General features: G+C 39.6%; 13 protein-coding genes. All 13 read right to left on the bottom strand.

Translation table 11 applies throughout. The features are described from left to right. Positions 1-22: 22 nt before the first annotated feature. The 13 genes from ACSSVW_RS09840 to ACSSVW_RS09780 all read right to left on the bottom strand — a co-directional run bounded on the left by ACSSVW_RS09840 (position 23) and on the right by ACSSVW_RS09780 (position 15263). Positions 23-1855, bottom strand: coding sequence for a 2Fe-2S iron-sulfur cluster-binding protein (locus ACSSVW_RS09840; protein WP_045979604.1), 1833 nt, complete (start codon positions 1853-1855; stop codon positions 23-25). Further along, positions 1855-2466 carry a PepSY domain-containing protein gene (locus ACSSVW_RS09835; RefSeq protein WP_226899251.1) on the bottom strand — a complete coding sequence of 204 codons (612 nt, stop codon included), beginning with the start codon at positions 2464-2466 and terminating at the stop codon, positions 1855-1857. Before ACSSVW_RS09835 ends, ACSSVW_RS09840 begins: the two co-directional genes overlap by 1 nt. An 88-nt stretch (positions 2467-2554) precedes the next feature. Then, positions 2555-5719: an efflux RND transporter permease subunit gene (locus tag ACSSVW_RS09830; RefSeq protein WP_055022009.1), complete on the bottom strand. Its 3165-nt coding sequence runs from the start codon at positions 5717-5719 to the stop codon at positions 2555-2557. A 14-nt stretch (positions 5720-5733) separates the two neighbouring features. After that, a complete protein-coding gene (locus ACSSVW_RS09825; protein WP_055022008.1) occupies positions 5734-7491 on the bottom strand; it encodes an efflux RND transporter periplasmic adaptor subunit in 1758 nt (585 codons plus the stop codon). Then, positions 7491-8918 carry a TolC family protein gene (locus ACSSVW_RS09820; protein WP_062566153.1) on the bottom strand — a complete coding sequence of 476 codons (1428 nt, stop codon included), beginning with the start codon at positions 8916-8918 and terminating at the stop codon, positions 7491-7493. The genes ACSSVW_RS09825 and ACSSVW_RS09820 overlap by 1 nt, the downstream gene beginning before the upstream one ends. Beyond that, positions 8918-9415, bottom strand: a complete 498-nt coding sequence (locus ACSSVW_RS09815) for a DUF411 domain-containing protein (protein ID WP_016708256.1) — start codon at positions 9413-9415, stop codon at positions 8918-8920. Before ACSSVW_RS09815 ends, ACSSVW_RS09820 begins: the two co-directional genes overlap by 1 nt. 107 nt (positions 9416-9522) lie before the next feature. Beyond that, positions 9523-9882, bottom strand: coding sequence for a hypothetical protein (locus tag ACSSVW_RS09810; protein ID WP_062566154.1), 360 nt, complete (start codon positions 9880-9882; stop codon positions 9523-9525). Between the two features lie 156 nt (positions 9883-10038). Next, positions 10039-10386 carry a hypothetical protein gene (locus ACSSVW_RS09805; RefSeq protein ID WP_045979609.1) on the bottom strand — a complete coding sequence of 116 codons (348 nt, stop codon included), beginning with the start codon at positions 10384-10386 and terminating at the stop codon, positions 10039-10041. 13 nt (positions 10387-10399) lie between these two features. Continuing rightward, entirely contained in the window at positions 10400-10717 is a 318-nt protein-coding gene (locus ACSSVW_RS09800) for a hypothetical protein (protein ID WP_045979610.1), read from the bottom strand. Then, on the bottom strand, positions 10714-11751 hold the full coding sequence (locus tag ACSSVW_RS09795) for a hypothetical protein (RefSeq protein WP_454179235.1): 1038 nt from the start codon (positions 11749-11751) through the stop codon (positions 10714-10716). Before ACSSVW_RS09795 ends, ACSSVW_RS09800 begins: the two co-directional genes overlap by 4 nt. 208 nt (positions 11752-11959) lie before the next feature. Next, positions 11960-12322: a hypothetical protein gene (locus ACSSVW_RS09790; protein WP_062566156.1), complete on the bottom strand. Its 363-nt coding sequence runs from the start codon at positions 12320-12322 to the stop codon at positions 11960-11962. Between the two features lie 194 nt (positions 12323-12516). Further along, complete coding sequence (locus ACSSVW_RS09785) at positions 12517-13899, bottom strand: PhoH family protein (RefSeq protein WP_062566157.1); 1383 nt, start codon at positions 13897-13899, stop codon at positions 12517-12519. Beyond that, positions 13899-15263: a PhoH family protein gene (locus ACSSVW_RS09780; protein ID WP_118844610.1), complete on the bottom strand. Its 1365-nt coding sequence runs from the start codon at positions 15261-15263 to the stop codon at positions 13899-13901. Before ACSSVW_RS09780 ends, ACSSVW_RS09785 begins: the two co-directional genes overlap by 1 nt. Between the last annotated feature and the right edge of the window lie 33 nt (positions 15264-15296).

Below are 15296 nucleotides of genomic sequence, written 5' to 3'. Positions count from 1 at the left end.
ATACCTCTATTTATTTAATGGATTAACGACTAAATTTATCTTTGAAAATTTGATTACTTGGAATCCCAGCATCTGTAATTATTTTTTCCACTTCACTCATCATTGCTTCTGGACCGCACAAGTAAAACTCAGCCAAATGCAGTTCTGCTTTTTGGTTCATATACGGCAGAAGTACTTTTTGAACATAGCCTGAGTGCCCTTGCCATTCTTCTGAAGGATTAGAAAGAGTAGGAATATAAGAGAAGTTTTTATGCTTCTCACTCAGTGACTTCAATTCATTATGGTATAGCAAGTCATCTTCAGTTCGCGCACCATAGATAAGAGTCAAACCACTTTTATCTTTATGCTTTTTCAACTGTTCAAAAATAATAGACCTCAGTGGTGCAAGTCCTGAACCCGCACCTATAAACACGCGACTAACTTTTTTATTTGAAGTGGCATAAAAATCAGAAAAAGGGCCTCTTGCAGTTATCGTTTCACCTACTTGGAGTGAACCTAAATAACTTGAACCTATTCCTGCTTTAAAACCATTCTTTGCGGTCTGCCAACGGATATTAAACATTAACTCATCAGACTCCTCGTCAAAGTTAACTAATGAGTAGTGGCGAGTTACACCGTTATGAGAAAATTTTCCATGATAGTAGCTATCCCAGTATTTTTCATAGCACTCTGGCATATCATCTGGACGTAAGCTATTCATCCCTGCTGGCACATCAAATTGCATATATGCACCAGCTTTAAATGCCAACTGTTTGCCTGATTTCAGCTTAAATTTCACTTCCTTGATAAAAGGAGTAATGAAATTAGTCGCAACCACAACTAGCTCATGATTTTCAATATTGCGATCAGTATTAACTTCAATCGAACTAATTTCAGAGAACCTATGCTGACATCCAAGCCGATAACCTTCCTTAAGTTGCTCCTGAGATAAATGTTCCTGTTCAGATAGTGTGATAGGTAATTTAGTTGAACTTAAGAACACGCATTTGCCACAAGTACCGCCACCACCGCAACCTGAAGGAAGGTATACATGTGAACTAGCTAGCCCTTCTAATACAGTTGAGCGACCAACTGCTGAGATGTCAGTAATAGTATTTTCATTGGAAAACGTCACTGCCACTTTTTGCCTGTTAGTGCCCCAACCTAGCTTCAGTAAACCACTTCTATACTGTTGTATCAGCCAAGTAACACCAGTAATTGAAAGGAATAGCGTTGCAAAAGCAAATGCAATGATCAACCAATGGTTAAATCCTCCAGAATTGCCATAGTCCATAAAGTGAAGCTTCATCATCAGATCTTTCAATCTGAAATCATCATTGGCATGGCGAAGTACTTGACCTGTAATACTATCTAAATAAATAGTTGTATTGTTCTCATCCTCAACGGCAACTTGCCACATAGGATTTTGCTGCCTTACGTGATCAGAAAACGGAGGTTGAGATAACACTGGAGTAGTTAACTTACCCTGTCCTGAGTAGGAGTTTTTTGCCAAAGTTAGTACTTGTTCTTCAGACAAATTAAATGGCTTTCCTGTTACAGCATCAAATAGCTTTGAGTGGCGCTCTTGATAGCTATGCTGCCCCTTATCGAACACAAAATGATAGTAAGGCTGATGTAAAACCCATATAAGGTTTACTTCCTGCGGAGCATTACTAGTAATGTCTTTAATAGGGAATAGGTCAAAGCCTGTAATGCTACCTTCATGATGAGAATGAACTCTAAGTTCATTACCACTGGCTTTACTGTGATCCATCAAATTGAAGTAAAGGCCCGTTCCCAACCAAATAAGCAGTTGTAAACCAACAAATAAAGAAAGCCACTTGTGTATCGTTGTATTTAACTTAAATAGTCGCATCAAATGACTCTCTTTTTATTTGGGGAAAGCACTCGGTAATAAGTCAATACTGCGCCAGTAATTGCTCCCATTAGACCTAGAGTTGCGACCAAGAACAAAAACCAGTTTGATACGTTTTCTCCATCATAGTAATCCATAATGTGGAACCGCCACATCCAATCAAACAATCGCCAGTAATCATGACGCTTGGCAACAAGTGATCCTGTTTGTTGACTTATATAAAATGTCGGTGTGGAGAATTGCTCAAACGTCACTCTCCAAACAGGTAAATGCCTTGGGGACAACTCAGCAGGCAAGTTTGTCGCTGACTTAATCAACCTTATGCTGTCGATTTGATGATTCAGCGCATAATGGTATTGTGCGATTTCTTTAGCCTTGGTTTCATCTACAAGGGCCTGAACAGCTCCAGTTTTAGCATCTATTGCTACTTTTCCATTTTCTCCATTAATAAAAGAATACAAAGGACGGCCCATACTTTGAGTAAGTGTAACTTGGCTAGCTTTAGGATAATCCGCAGCTAGCTTTACAATGGAGTAATCCATACTTGCTAAATCTATTTTGGCTTCCTCACTCTTAGCCAAGGTTTCGCCGTGTATATAGTGAATATCCATAGTCACCATATACACGCCTGTAATAGACCAGAAGAGGAATTGTATTCCGACAAATGCCATTAGCCATTTGTGATATTTTCTAGCCGTGCTAAGCATTATTCTCAGGCTCCACGTTAGAAAGCTCTTTGTTAAAGGCATTTACTTCAGGCTTTTTAATGATTGAGTAAATTGCAGGGAGTACAATAAGCGTGAGCAGCACAGCACTTGTCATTCCGCCTACCATAGGAGCAGCAATGCGGCTCATGACCTCAGAACCTGTACCAGTACCATATAAAATAGGCATTAAACCTATAATGATTGTAGCTACCGTCATCATTACTGGACGAACTCGTAAGCCAGCACCGTGCAATAATGCATCTTGATATGCATCATCTGAGATGAGTTCTGCTCGCTCCACCGCTTTTTCCTTAAGCTCAGCAAGTGCTTGATTAAGATAAACCAGCATTATCACGCCAATCTCAACCGCAACACCAGCTAGAGCGATAAAGCCCACACCAACAGCTACTGAGAAATTAAACCCTTCTAGATACATCAACCATAACCCACCGATCATTGCCATCGGCAAGGTAACGATAATGATAGCCACTTCACTAAACGCTCTGAAATTCAGGTAAAGCAGAATAACAATAATGGCGAGTGTTAAAGGCAATACATAGGTGAGCTTTTCTTTCGCTCTTTCCATATATTCGTATTGTCCAGCCCAAGTAATTGAATAGCCTGCTGGTAATGTCAGGTTATTTGCTAAGTGTTCTTTAGCATTTTCAACATAAGTACCTACATCAACGCTATCAATATCAATGAAAGTCCAACCATTGATTCTGGCATTCTCACTTTTAATACCCGGTGGGCCATTCTCTACTCGAATATCAGCAACATCACCTAGTGCAATGCGTTGACCACTTGGTGTTACAACAGGTAATCGTGCTAGCTGCTCAGGAGAATCTCGATAATCTTGCGGATAGCGCAGATTAACAGGGTAACGCTCTTGACCTTCTATCGTTTGTGTCACATTCATACCGCCAATCGCAGTAGAAACTACTTGTTGGACATCTTCGATATTTAACCCAAAGCGACTTGATTTATCTCGTGAAATATCAACCTTGATATATCGTCCACCTGCAACTCGTTCAGAGTAAACTGACGCTGTGCCTGTCACTTCTGGCAAGAGTTGTTCTATTTGTTGGCCGATATCCTGAATTACATCAAGTTCTGGTCCGGCGACTTTAATACCGACAGGCGTTTTTATACCTGTAGCTAACATGTCAATGCGGGTCTTGATTGGCATGACCCAAGCATTGGTTAAGCCCGGAAATTTAACCAACTTATCAAACTCAGCTTTTAACGACTCAGTTGTCACGCCTTCTCGCCACTCCTCCCGTGGCTTCAATTGAATAAAGGTTTCAATCATGGTTAGAGGCGCAGGGTCAGTTGCGGTTTCAGCTCGTCCTACTTTACCGAATACATTTTCAACTTCTGGCACAGTGCGAATAAGCTTGTCCGTTTGCTGCAATAACTCTCTTGCTTTACCGATTGAAATGCCGGGATATGTAGTAGGCATATACATAAGGTCGCCTTCATCCAATGGCGGAATGAATTCACTACCAATTTTATCGACAGGCCAAAAACCAACGATAGTCACTAATACTGCTGCGACTATTGTCAATTTTGGAAACTTCATGACTTGCTTTAAAACAGGCATGTAGATAGCAATCAATAATCGATTTAATGGGTTTTTCTTTTCAGAGACGACTTTGCCTCGAATAAAGTAGCCCATCAAAACAGGCACCAATGTTATTGCCAAGCCTGCTGATGCAGCCATTGCATAGGTTTTTGTATAGGCGAGCGGTGAAAACATTCTTCCTTCTTGCGCTTCTAAGATAAACACAGGTAAGAATGAGACAGTTATGATCAGCAAGCTAAAAAATAATGCAGGGCCTACCTCACTCGCAGCCTTAGCTACAATTTGCCAACGGTTTTCATCTGTTAGTGGTGTTTTCTCCATATGTTTATGCATATTTTCAATCATCACTATTGCACCATCAGTCATCGCACCAATAGCAATAGCGATACCGCCTAAAGACATAATATTGGCATTGATGCCTTGCATATACATGATGATGAATGACACCAATATACCTAATGGTAGAGTAACAACTGCCACAATTGATGAGCGAAGATGAAATAGGAAAGCAACACAGACAATAGCCACGACCGCAAGCTCCTCTAGCAACTTGCTCCAAAGGTTATCAACAGCACGATCTATTAACTTCGATCTGTCATAGACAGGGACAACCTCCACCCCCTCTGGTAAAGAAGATTTGAGCGACTCAAGCTTTTCTTTTACCCCATTTATGGTTTGTTGAGCGTTTTCACCAAAGCGCATAACGACAACACCACCAACAACTTCGCCTTCGCCATTAAGTTCTGCGATACCACGGCGCATTTGAGGACCAAGGTTAACGTTGGCAACATCACCAATACGCAACGGCGTGCCTTGTTCGTTAATACCAAGTGGAATTTTCTCTATATCACTAACTGATTGAATATACCCCGTTGCGGTAACCATATATTCAGCTTCAGCCATTTCCACAACGGATGCGCCAGTTTCTTTGTTCCCTTTTTGTAAGGCTATTTGTATTAAACTTAGAGGAATATCGTAAGCTCTCAATTTGTCAGGATCTACTTGCACTTGATACTGCTTAACCATACCACCAACGGCGGCAACTTCGGACACGCCCGGAACAGTTTGTAGTTCATACTTTAAGAACCAGTCTTGAATGCTTCTTAATTGGCTTAGATCATGGTTTCCAGACTTATCTGTTAAAGCGTAAATGTATACCCAACCCACACCTGTTGCATCAGGTCCTAATTGAGGTTTTGCCGAATCAGGCAGGCTTGATGCTACTTGGCTTAAGTATTCAAGTACTCGGCTTCTAGCCCAATACAAATCAGTATCATCATCAAAAATAATGTAGACGTAGGAATCACCAAAGAATGAGTAACCACGAACAGTTTGCGCCCCCGGCACTGATAGCATCGCTGTAGTAAGTGGAAATGTCACTTGATCCTGCACAACTTGTGGTGCCTGTCCCGGATAACTCGTCTTAATTATCACCTGCACATCAGAAAGATCTGGGAGTGCATCTACTGGCGTTTTTTGTAATGAATACAAACCACCAAACGCGATAATTAAGGTAATCAACAAAACAAAGAAACGATTGCCGATAGACCATCTAATAATTGATTCAATCATTATTTTTCTCCCACTTAATGATTAGAATGATCAACAGCAGCTTTATTTTCCTTGCCGTGTTGTTCATCTGATTCAAGAGAGATTTCAGTGATAACTAAGTCATCCCTAACCTCAAAAGTGAAAGTGACATTATCACCAACATTGAAATCAACTATTTCTATATTGTCCGCGACGATAAAATCCATCGTCGCAGCAGGTCTATCCCACTTCTCTATTGGGCCTCGGCTAATATTTAGAATCCGTGTATCAATATCAATCGCATTAATTAAACCTGATACTGTTGCTGATGATACTTCTTCACTCATATCAGCAGGCTCACTCATGATATGAATTCCAGTAACTTCATATCCACCCTCTTCGGTTTTGCTCACTTCAAAGTGCAAAGATTGACCAGACTTCAGTGAATCAATATCTACCTTTTCACCTACATCGAAGTCCATTGTCATTTCAGGCCAATCCCAAGCCTCAGCAGGACCATGAGTAATATTAACCATACGATGTCCCGCCATGACGCTGTTGATTTCGCCTTCCATCCAAACAGAGCTAGGCACTTCGTCATGAGTCATTCGTTTAAAATCAGAGTTTTTACTTGATTCAGAATCAATCAAGAATTGAGCAGATGTCACCACAACATCATCTTCATTAAGACCCTCTAAGATTTCGATACTATCGATATCAACCCGGCCAATTGTCACTTCGATAGACTTAAATTGCCCATCCCCCAAGGCAAGTACAACTCTGTCTTGTTTACCTGTGCGAATGACGGCTTCTTTAGGTACGAGTATCGTGCTATCAGCTTGATTAGCGTGAATAGAGACTTGTGCAAACATGTTTGGTTTTAATTGATAGTCTGGGTTGTCAAACTTCAGTCTCACTCTGAGTGTGCGTGTTTTACTATTCAATGTTGGATAAACATAATCAACGACACCAGCCCAGTCCTCTCCGGGTAAATAATCCAGTGTCATTGATACAGGCAGTCCTTCTTTAATTAAGGCTGCGTCACGTTCAAACACTTCTGCTTCAACCCAAACTTGATCTAGTTGACCAATGCTTAATAAAGTGTTTCCCGGCTTGACATAAAAGCCTTCTCTAATCTTCAAACCGTCAACAACACCTGCTTGTGGTGAATAAAAGGTGATGGTTTGCTGAACTTTTCTAGTCTTTTCTAGCTTTTGAATGAAATCTGCTGAAAGCTGTAACGCTTTAAGGCGATCTTTCGCCGCCGAAATTAAGGAACTATTGTCGCGCTTTAAAGCTATTAAAAGTTCTTCTTGCGCGTTAACTAACTGAGGAGAATACAGTGTATAAAGAGGCTGCCCTTTCTCTACAGGGTTACCTGCCGCTTTGACATAGAGTTTTTCAATCCAACCATCAACACGTGGGTGGATATGAATTAGCTTATCTTCATCATATTGAACGTAACCAACCGTTGATATTTCAGTATGCATATTTTTCAGCTCAACAGGTGCAGTGCGAACCCCTAGGTTATTCACTACATGAGGCGCAATTTTTACTGCTCCGGGACCAAAATCATCACCAGATGATTCTTCCTCATACACAGGAATTAAATCCATCCCCATAGGCGACTTACCGGGCTTGTCCCGGCGGTAATTAGAATCCATCGGTGCAACCCAATACAGAGGCTTTTTCTCTGCTGATGTTGTTTCATCTGTATTACTGTTTGACCCTGCACCTTGATATAAGCTCAATACTCCTGCGCCTAGCGCAGCACCAATGATGATGGCAATAATTGTTTTAGTATTCGTTGACATTATTTTTCTCCAAATTGCTGATTGGATAAGTGCTGATTAGTTTTGTGTGAAGTTTGCATCGACTTATGTTCAGCATTTGAGTTAGATTGAGAACGTGCAAAGAAATAGTTGATACGAGCAACTGTTTTAAGTGCGTCAACATCAATTCTTAAGGCTGATATTCTGGCATTTAATTCTGCGATTCTTGCTCGAACAACTTCGGCAAAATCGCCATCATCATTTGTGTAAGCTGTCAATGACGCTTCTGCTTGGTCATGAGTTTGTTTAAGGAGTTGTTCTTGATAGATAGATTGCCTATCAGATAAACGCTTAAGCTGTCTAAGCTCCTTTTCCACCATACTGATCATTTGCTTTGTCAGTAATAGTTTCTCGGTTTTAATAGTCTCTGAATCTGCAATAGAAGCTGCAACTTGCTTATCTTGTCTGTTCTCGGTGAACAAGGGTAAATCAAACGTTACTCCAACAGAAAATAAATCAGCTCGGCTATCACCAGAGGGCATATTGTCCCGATAGGCATAACTAGCATTAACACCCCATTGCGGTTCATATTGCTGTTTAGCTAACTCAACTGCTTTTTCTGAAGCTTTGCGTTTTATATCAATTGCAAGTATGGCTGGGTGATTCGAAAGCTCCTGAGCCAATAGATTTCTTGAGTAATTAGATGCTTTTAGGACTGTTGAATTGTTCAAATGAATTGTAGGCAACTTTTTAGAAACCCTAAACTCTAATGGTTGCGTATCAAAGTTGAATGATTCATTCAAGCCAGCAGCATCGTAGATATGAAGCCACTCATTAAGGCGAGCGATTGTTGTTTCTAGTTTCTGCTTTTGCGAAGTTAATCGGTCATCTAACTGCACGATTTCCAATTGAGCACGAATAACATCTTGTTGTCTGGTTTTACCAACAACATTTGAGTAGCTAGCTTTAGTAACTTCCGCCATCTGCTCAAAGAGCGCCCAATCCGCTTCAATCAATTTAATGGTTTGTTGGGCTAAGTAAGCATCTAACCATAACTGTGATACTTGGCTTATCAGTTTAGCCTTACGATCCTCTCGTAGCAGTGGAAATTTCGTTGACTCAATTTTTAATTGCTCTTGTTTAATCTTTAAACTATCACCTCTAGGAAACATTTGAGAAACACCAACCTTTAGTTGAGTCATTCCTTCCTGATCTAAGTCCCAAGTATCTGTTGGTAAATTCATTATCCCTAGTGATACTTTGGGGTCAGGCAAAGTACCTGAAGCGATACTTCTATTTTCAACCGCGCTTTGTTTTAACCGACTCCCATGAAGCCAAGGATCATTTTGCTGAGCCAAGGTGATAGCTTGTTCAAGTGACACTACTTTCTCAGCTTGAGCTGAGAATACAGACAAGCCGAGAATTAGCGAAGTTGAAAGTAGAGTAAGGCTTGAAACATTTAATCTCATTAGAATTGCTCCTCATAAGCCTTAACTTCTGCATATACTTTACTCGTTCCATCTTTAAATAAAATTAATACGTTATATGACATAAAGCGGTCGCCGACTTCCATACCCGGAGAGCCAACAGGCATTGCTGGGACAGATAATCCAATCGCATTGGGGTGCTCTTCTGACAAGAACTGCTGAATAAACTTAGCCGGTACATGACCTTCAAAGGCAAACCCATTTCTACTCACTGCCGTGTGGCATGAACGGTAATTAGGTTTGATACCATACTTAGTTTTGATGTTGCCGATGTTTCGGAAATCTTTGGAATGCGCAACGATCCCTTTGTCTTCAATATGAGTTATCCATTTTTTACAACACCCACAAGTTGGGGTTTTATAAACGATTAACTCCAAAGGTGTTACGTCGTTATTGTGTGCATGCTTATGTTCATTAGCGTTTGCAAACGCAGGTGAAAGCAGCATTACAACTGCTATTTTTAAATACTTATTGATCATTTTTGCCCCCAGACGTCGCTGGAAAATAGCTATAGCGCTACGACGCTATATTGACTAACAGAAAAATTAATTACATGTGTGCGAAATTTGGACGCACTAATCCTGTATTAGGCAAAAATTGGTGGACGATAAAGGGAAGTGGAAATTGAATGAGGTTGTTTAGATTGCATAGCAGCTACAGATTCACTCAATATTTGAATATCTGTCGAGTCAACACTGGAATTTAGGACTGTCGTAGATGAGCAAGCATTTGCAGGACAAATACATTCAACGTCACAACAATCTTCTGATTGACCATTACTGCTTTTATTCATATCACCATGATCCATGTTCATGTTCATGTTCATGTGTGATTCATGAGAACCTGATGGCATTTCGCAAGGCATAGCAGAATACGCAAATGCTTGCCCTACAAAGGCAAACAGCATAAGCGTTATCACTAAGACTTTTGAAAATGCTTTAGACATAAAATTCTCATAAAAATATACATGTCTATGCTAATACAAATTTTCGAATAAGTAAATTGATGTCATGTAAACATTTATGAATATTTGACTAACGTCAACTTTTTCAAAGAGGTAAGTGACAAATAATAATCTCATCAGACTTCTTATCTTCGTTATTCAATGGCTTTTATTTTGAGACTTAAGTTGCTCTCTCATTTCTAAAACTCGATCTACCGAATAAGCTCCCGCCCTCATAACAACCAGTTCAACAAACGAAATATCAATTAACTTATGGTCAGCATCAATCACATAACAACTCTCACTATGTGTGTATATTTCTAACTTATCCTCATCAGCAGATTTGCTAACAATCTTTGAAGTTACCATTTGCTCAAATGGCCGAAATCTGAATGTTTCATCGTCAATAACAACCCCTGACAAAAACTCCCCAAGAAATGATTTTTCAAAGTCTTTATAGTCATAGACCGAGAGTATGTAAGCATCCTTTAAATATGTTTTGTCCATTTGTTACTCCCTACTAATAGCCAGCAGGGAGCATTTCTCGCAACTCTAATAGCTCATTTGGAGAGTACATACACTCATGCATTAAATTGAACTCAAATACATCTACATCAAACTTTTGGGGTTCTGCATCTAAGATATAAAAGTCAGCACCAAAAGTTCTATATTCAAGACCGTTTACTTCCATGACTTTCGTGGAAAACAAAGCCTCACCTTTTTTACCGTTCTTACTATCCTCAGCAAAAGTAGCGTAAAGCACCTGTTCAACCTTATCTTCTAAGTCAGATTTAATTGAGATAAGTGTTGCGTTAGTTAGTTTTACTCTTGGTCTCATGCTTTTGCTTCCTTCTTATCTTCTAGGCAAAACGGGCGGAAAAAACTAAGGTACTTAACTCCATTAACTTTTAGTAAATTGTTGTCAGCATCAAAATGTGACAGAACGCTAGACTGATACAACGAAATATATTTTTCATAATCGATGGTGTTAAAAAAATTGGTATCGACACGTCGTGCATGGAAAACAAGAGCTTGCTGCTCGATACGAACAATGAACTTTTGATCACCATCTAGATTTTTAACCTGTAGACATAAATCAGGTTTGTGCCAATCAGATACAAAGGAAGGAATCAGTGGGAAGCCATATACCAAATAGCGCATACCTTCGATTTTGAAGGTTGTTGGATTGAACTGAGCCTTATTTAATTTGCCGCTACGGAATAATTCAAGTGTCAACACCAGCCAGTGCTCATGCTTAGAAAATGTATTTCCTTCAGAAATACAGCCTTCGAACTCACTATCATGGTTTACATGATTGATGTACATGTATTGTTTAATGTCATTCAAGGAAAGCTTTTCAACCGGAAACTTTGAAGCTATGAGCCTGAAATAACAACCATGAACTTTTAAATCTGCATATTGAACTATCAACGGATCATCAAAAGCATCGAAATATGGTCGCCACTCCAGCCTAAAGTCAGCACCAGTGTTTACAATAAACTTGGCATCTTCTGGCAACCCTAATACTTGGTATATCACTGAAACTAACTCTAATGTTTCGATATCTACCAGCATCAGGCTTTCAATACGGTTTGCCATTGACTCAATTTCTTTATGAAGCGATTCAATAATTTCTTGATCATCGTATTCATTGATCATTAAGTATTTCAGGGAATCGTGCTTTAGAATTGAATCCAGTTTTTTCTGTTCAAATGCTTCAGTGAGGCTATTATGGGTATCAGAAAAATGAGGGCAGTTATAAACACCTCTAGCCCACAGGCCTTGGGCGTAAAGATCAGGAAACTCTAATAACTCAGCAAACTCTTTTGCTTGTTTATTGAGTTTATTCTTTAATTGATAAAGTGAGATCATTTAGTTCTCCAAACAACTTTCTAATAAACAATGGCCTACCAACACATTGCTTTATTTATTGTTCAAATAACCAAATTTTTACGGATGCTCCGCTTCACTGTTCACGTTTTTCAAGGCGAAAAACATGTGTAGGCGTAGGCTGTCCGTTCAGCCTTCTTATTATAATATCGCCAAAAAACAAAATGACAACTTACGTATTTGTACAACTTTAGGTAGATATTTTGAGTTTGAACTCTGAAAAGCTAAGCCCAAACAAGGATACGACCATCTCTTCATTTATATTGGAGCCGGGAAATTTTTTTTCAAAATTTCCAATAATGCTATCTAGGTGGCTAGCTAATATTTTTACTAAAAATATTTCCGAGTTTGGTGAGAGTGCAGACAGTGCTATCATTGGGTTGTCAAAGGATTCAGCTTTTATTTTTACTAGTAAATCGCTGTAACTGTCACAGCCATATAGACAAATAGCTGCCCCTTCTTGGGCTTGTCCAAGGGGAATAGTTAATAATTTAGATAATCGTTTTGCCTGCCTTTTTATATTTACTAGCAGGTCTTCTTTTTTAAAAGACATCAATACACCAAAAAACGGCAACGCTAGGCCACGCACCTATGTCACTCAGTTTTTATGTGAATATTTAATCTTTTAGTTCAGAGTAAATCCATTTCGTCCTGTTTTCGTGGGAACGGGCTTCTCTGAAAAGCCACTGCAAAAAGCAGTGGCCATTGTCGCAATATTATAAGGAAATGTGAATGGTAGTTTGATGCCTACATATTCTTTTCAGTGAATTCAGCCAAGCTACTACGCTCTACTTCATCAAAAATCAGCACTGATCCTTTTTCATAATGACGAAACACATTAACAGCCGCACTTGCACCAGAAGAAGCAGGTGTTACAAACTTATCGTCAATCTGGGCTAGGTTGCCCAATACGATTGTCCGACAATTTTTCCCACCACGGCTTAACATGCCCTTGATTTGCGCTCTAGTCATGTTTTGAGCTTCATCAATGATTAAAACAGCATCGTCTATTGAACGGCCACGAAAATAAGCCATGCTAGTAAATTCTATATTGGCTTTTTCAATCACATGCTCGACTGTAGCGTAGACATTTCCTTCATGATTATCATCCGAGTGCATCGAAATTAATGCGTCAGTAATACCTGCCAGAAGAGGCATTGATTTTTCAGTTAAATCCCCCGGTAAGAATCCCGGATCGTCGTCCATAAAGTCTCTGGAGCGCACCACAACGATTTTTTTGTACTTTTTCAACTCCAATACTTGATGCAGCGCCGAAGCAACTGCCAAAAAAGTTTTTCCGGAGCCAGCAGGACCAAGGATGATATTTAAATCATAGTAAGGGTCTGTTAATTGGCTTAAAGCTACCGACTGACGCTGATTTTTAGGCAAAATGCCCCATACTTTTTCTTGTTTACGAGGCAATAGCTTTGTGAATACCTCAGTATCTGTTACTTCTGAAATTCGCCCAATGTGTCCAGCTTCATCGTACCAATACATGTTTGGCTGAACTTCATCATTAAATAGACTTATTGGGAAAGTATAAACTTCTCCTGAAACCTTGAAGTCTTTGTCTGATTTAATTCGATCAAAAAGATCTCCTTTAAAGGCTTGTACCCCTGTGTATAAAAGATCAATATCTGATATTTGATTATCTACGGCAACGTCTTCTGCCATGACCCCTACGGTTCGAGCTTTCAAGCGCATATTAATGTCACGGCTAACAATTATTACGTCTTTATTGAGTTCTTTTTGAAGATATAAAGCATAATTAATTATTCTGTTATCAGCATCACTTCCTATCCCGTGCTTTAACTCCTTAGCCAGATCCAATTGAGTGTCAATTCCAATGAAAAGCTTTCCTCTCTGGGCTGTTTCGGTAGATGGTAAAGGAATACCTATTTCCATTTCCTCGGCTGTATGTCCATTTATAATGTCTTCAAGCATTCTAATGCACATACGGGCATCGGCACTTACCGATTTATTAGTTCTTTCTTTCAGGTTATCAAGCTCTTCAAGGACAGTTAGACAGATGTAAATATCATCTTTGTAGCTAAAAATAGATTTTGGATCATGTACTAATGCAGATGTGTCTAGTACACGAGGATTTCGATTATCAATAGAGCTTTTCATTACGCAGCCTCCCAAAAGATTGAATCGTTGCTAGGCTTTGTGTTGTACTTTTCTTGTAAATTACAAATTTTGAGTAAAGGTTTATTGTTGAGAGACTGCTCAGAGTAGCTAAGGTAATCAATTTTTTTGGAAATTCTTTTTACTTTTTCTACAGGCCAATAAAAACAAGGGGGTAAAAACTTTAAAATATCCCCAATTCGGGGTTGTAAAATCACCACGGCATTTTGAATACTTCTTCCTCGCATAAAGTTAACCGACTTAAACTGCATGTTGGCTTTTTCCATAATGTAGTTGCGACTAGATACCGGGTTTTCATCGCCTTTGTGTAACACTTCTAGGGTATCGGTTATGGCAGCAAGCCAAGGGGCCATTTTCTCTTCTTCGGTACCAGGTAAAAAGCCTATTGATTCAGCTATTTCGGGGGTATTTCGGGTTACGATAACTTTATCGTAAATGCCTTTTTCAATAATCATTTCAAGTGCGCTGGCAAGGGCAAGTAGAGTTTTACCACAGCCTGCAGGGCCGGTTAAAATAACCAGTTCAATAGTTGGGTCTAGTAAAGCATCAAGCGCCATGCCTTGGTACACATTTTTTGGCTTAACGCCCCACGCCGTTTGGTTCATTAGACGTTCGACACTAATGTCTTTTAAAGTAATGGTTTTATCGTCGTAGCTTTTTACTCGTGCCGCAAAATGGTCGCTGCTATCAAGTATATACTCGTTATAAAACACATCACTTATGGTACTCTTTGCTATATGATGGTAAGTGTCGCGTCCTTGTTGCTCAGTTTCACACTCACCGACATGTTGCCAAAAATCACCTTCTATTTTTTTGTAGCCGCTGGTTAATAGCGCAATATCATCAATTAATTGGTCTGTGCGATAGTCTTCAACAAACTTCAGCCCTGCTCCTTTCGCTTTGAGGCGCATGTTGATGTCTTTGGTAACTAACACAACTTTGCTATCACTGTGCTGTTTTTGTAAATGTACCGCGCAGTTAATTATGCGGTGATCATTTTCGTTGCCTGGTAACCCTGAAATGCTATCGGCAAATAAATGGTCATTGACAATAATTAAACGACCGCGAGACTCTGTTTTCGCCTTTTTATTACTTGGCAACGCGACACCTTGCAACATTTGCTCTGGTGAGGCGTCTTTGAGTATTTCATCCAAACCACGAATTGCAACACGGGCATCACGGCTAACATCATGTTTTCTATCCTTTATATGATCGAGCTCTTCTAATACGGTCATCGGGACAACAACATCGTGTTCTTGAAAAGATAAATAAGCGAGGGGTTCGTGGAGTAAGACATTGGTATCGAGCACATACATTTTACTATCAAGGTTCGAAGCTTTTTCCATAGCACTTTCCTTACGTTTTATGATTTTTATGCT

It is taken from the genome of Pseudoalteromonas sp. MBR-15, assembly GCF_053628915.1.
Note: the sequence above shows the minus strand (reverse complement) of the source record. Positions and strands in the feature narration are given on the sequence as shown.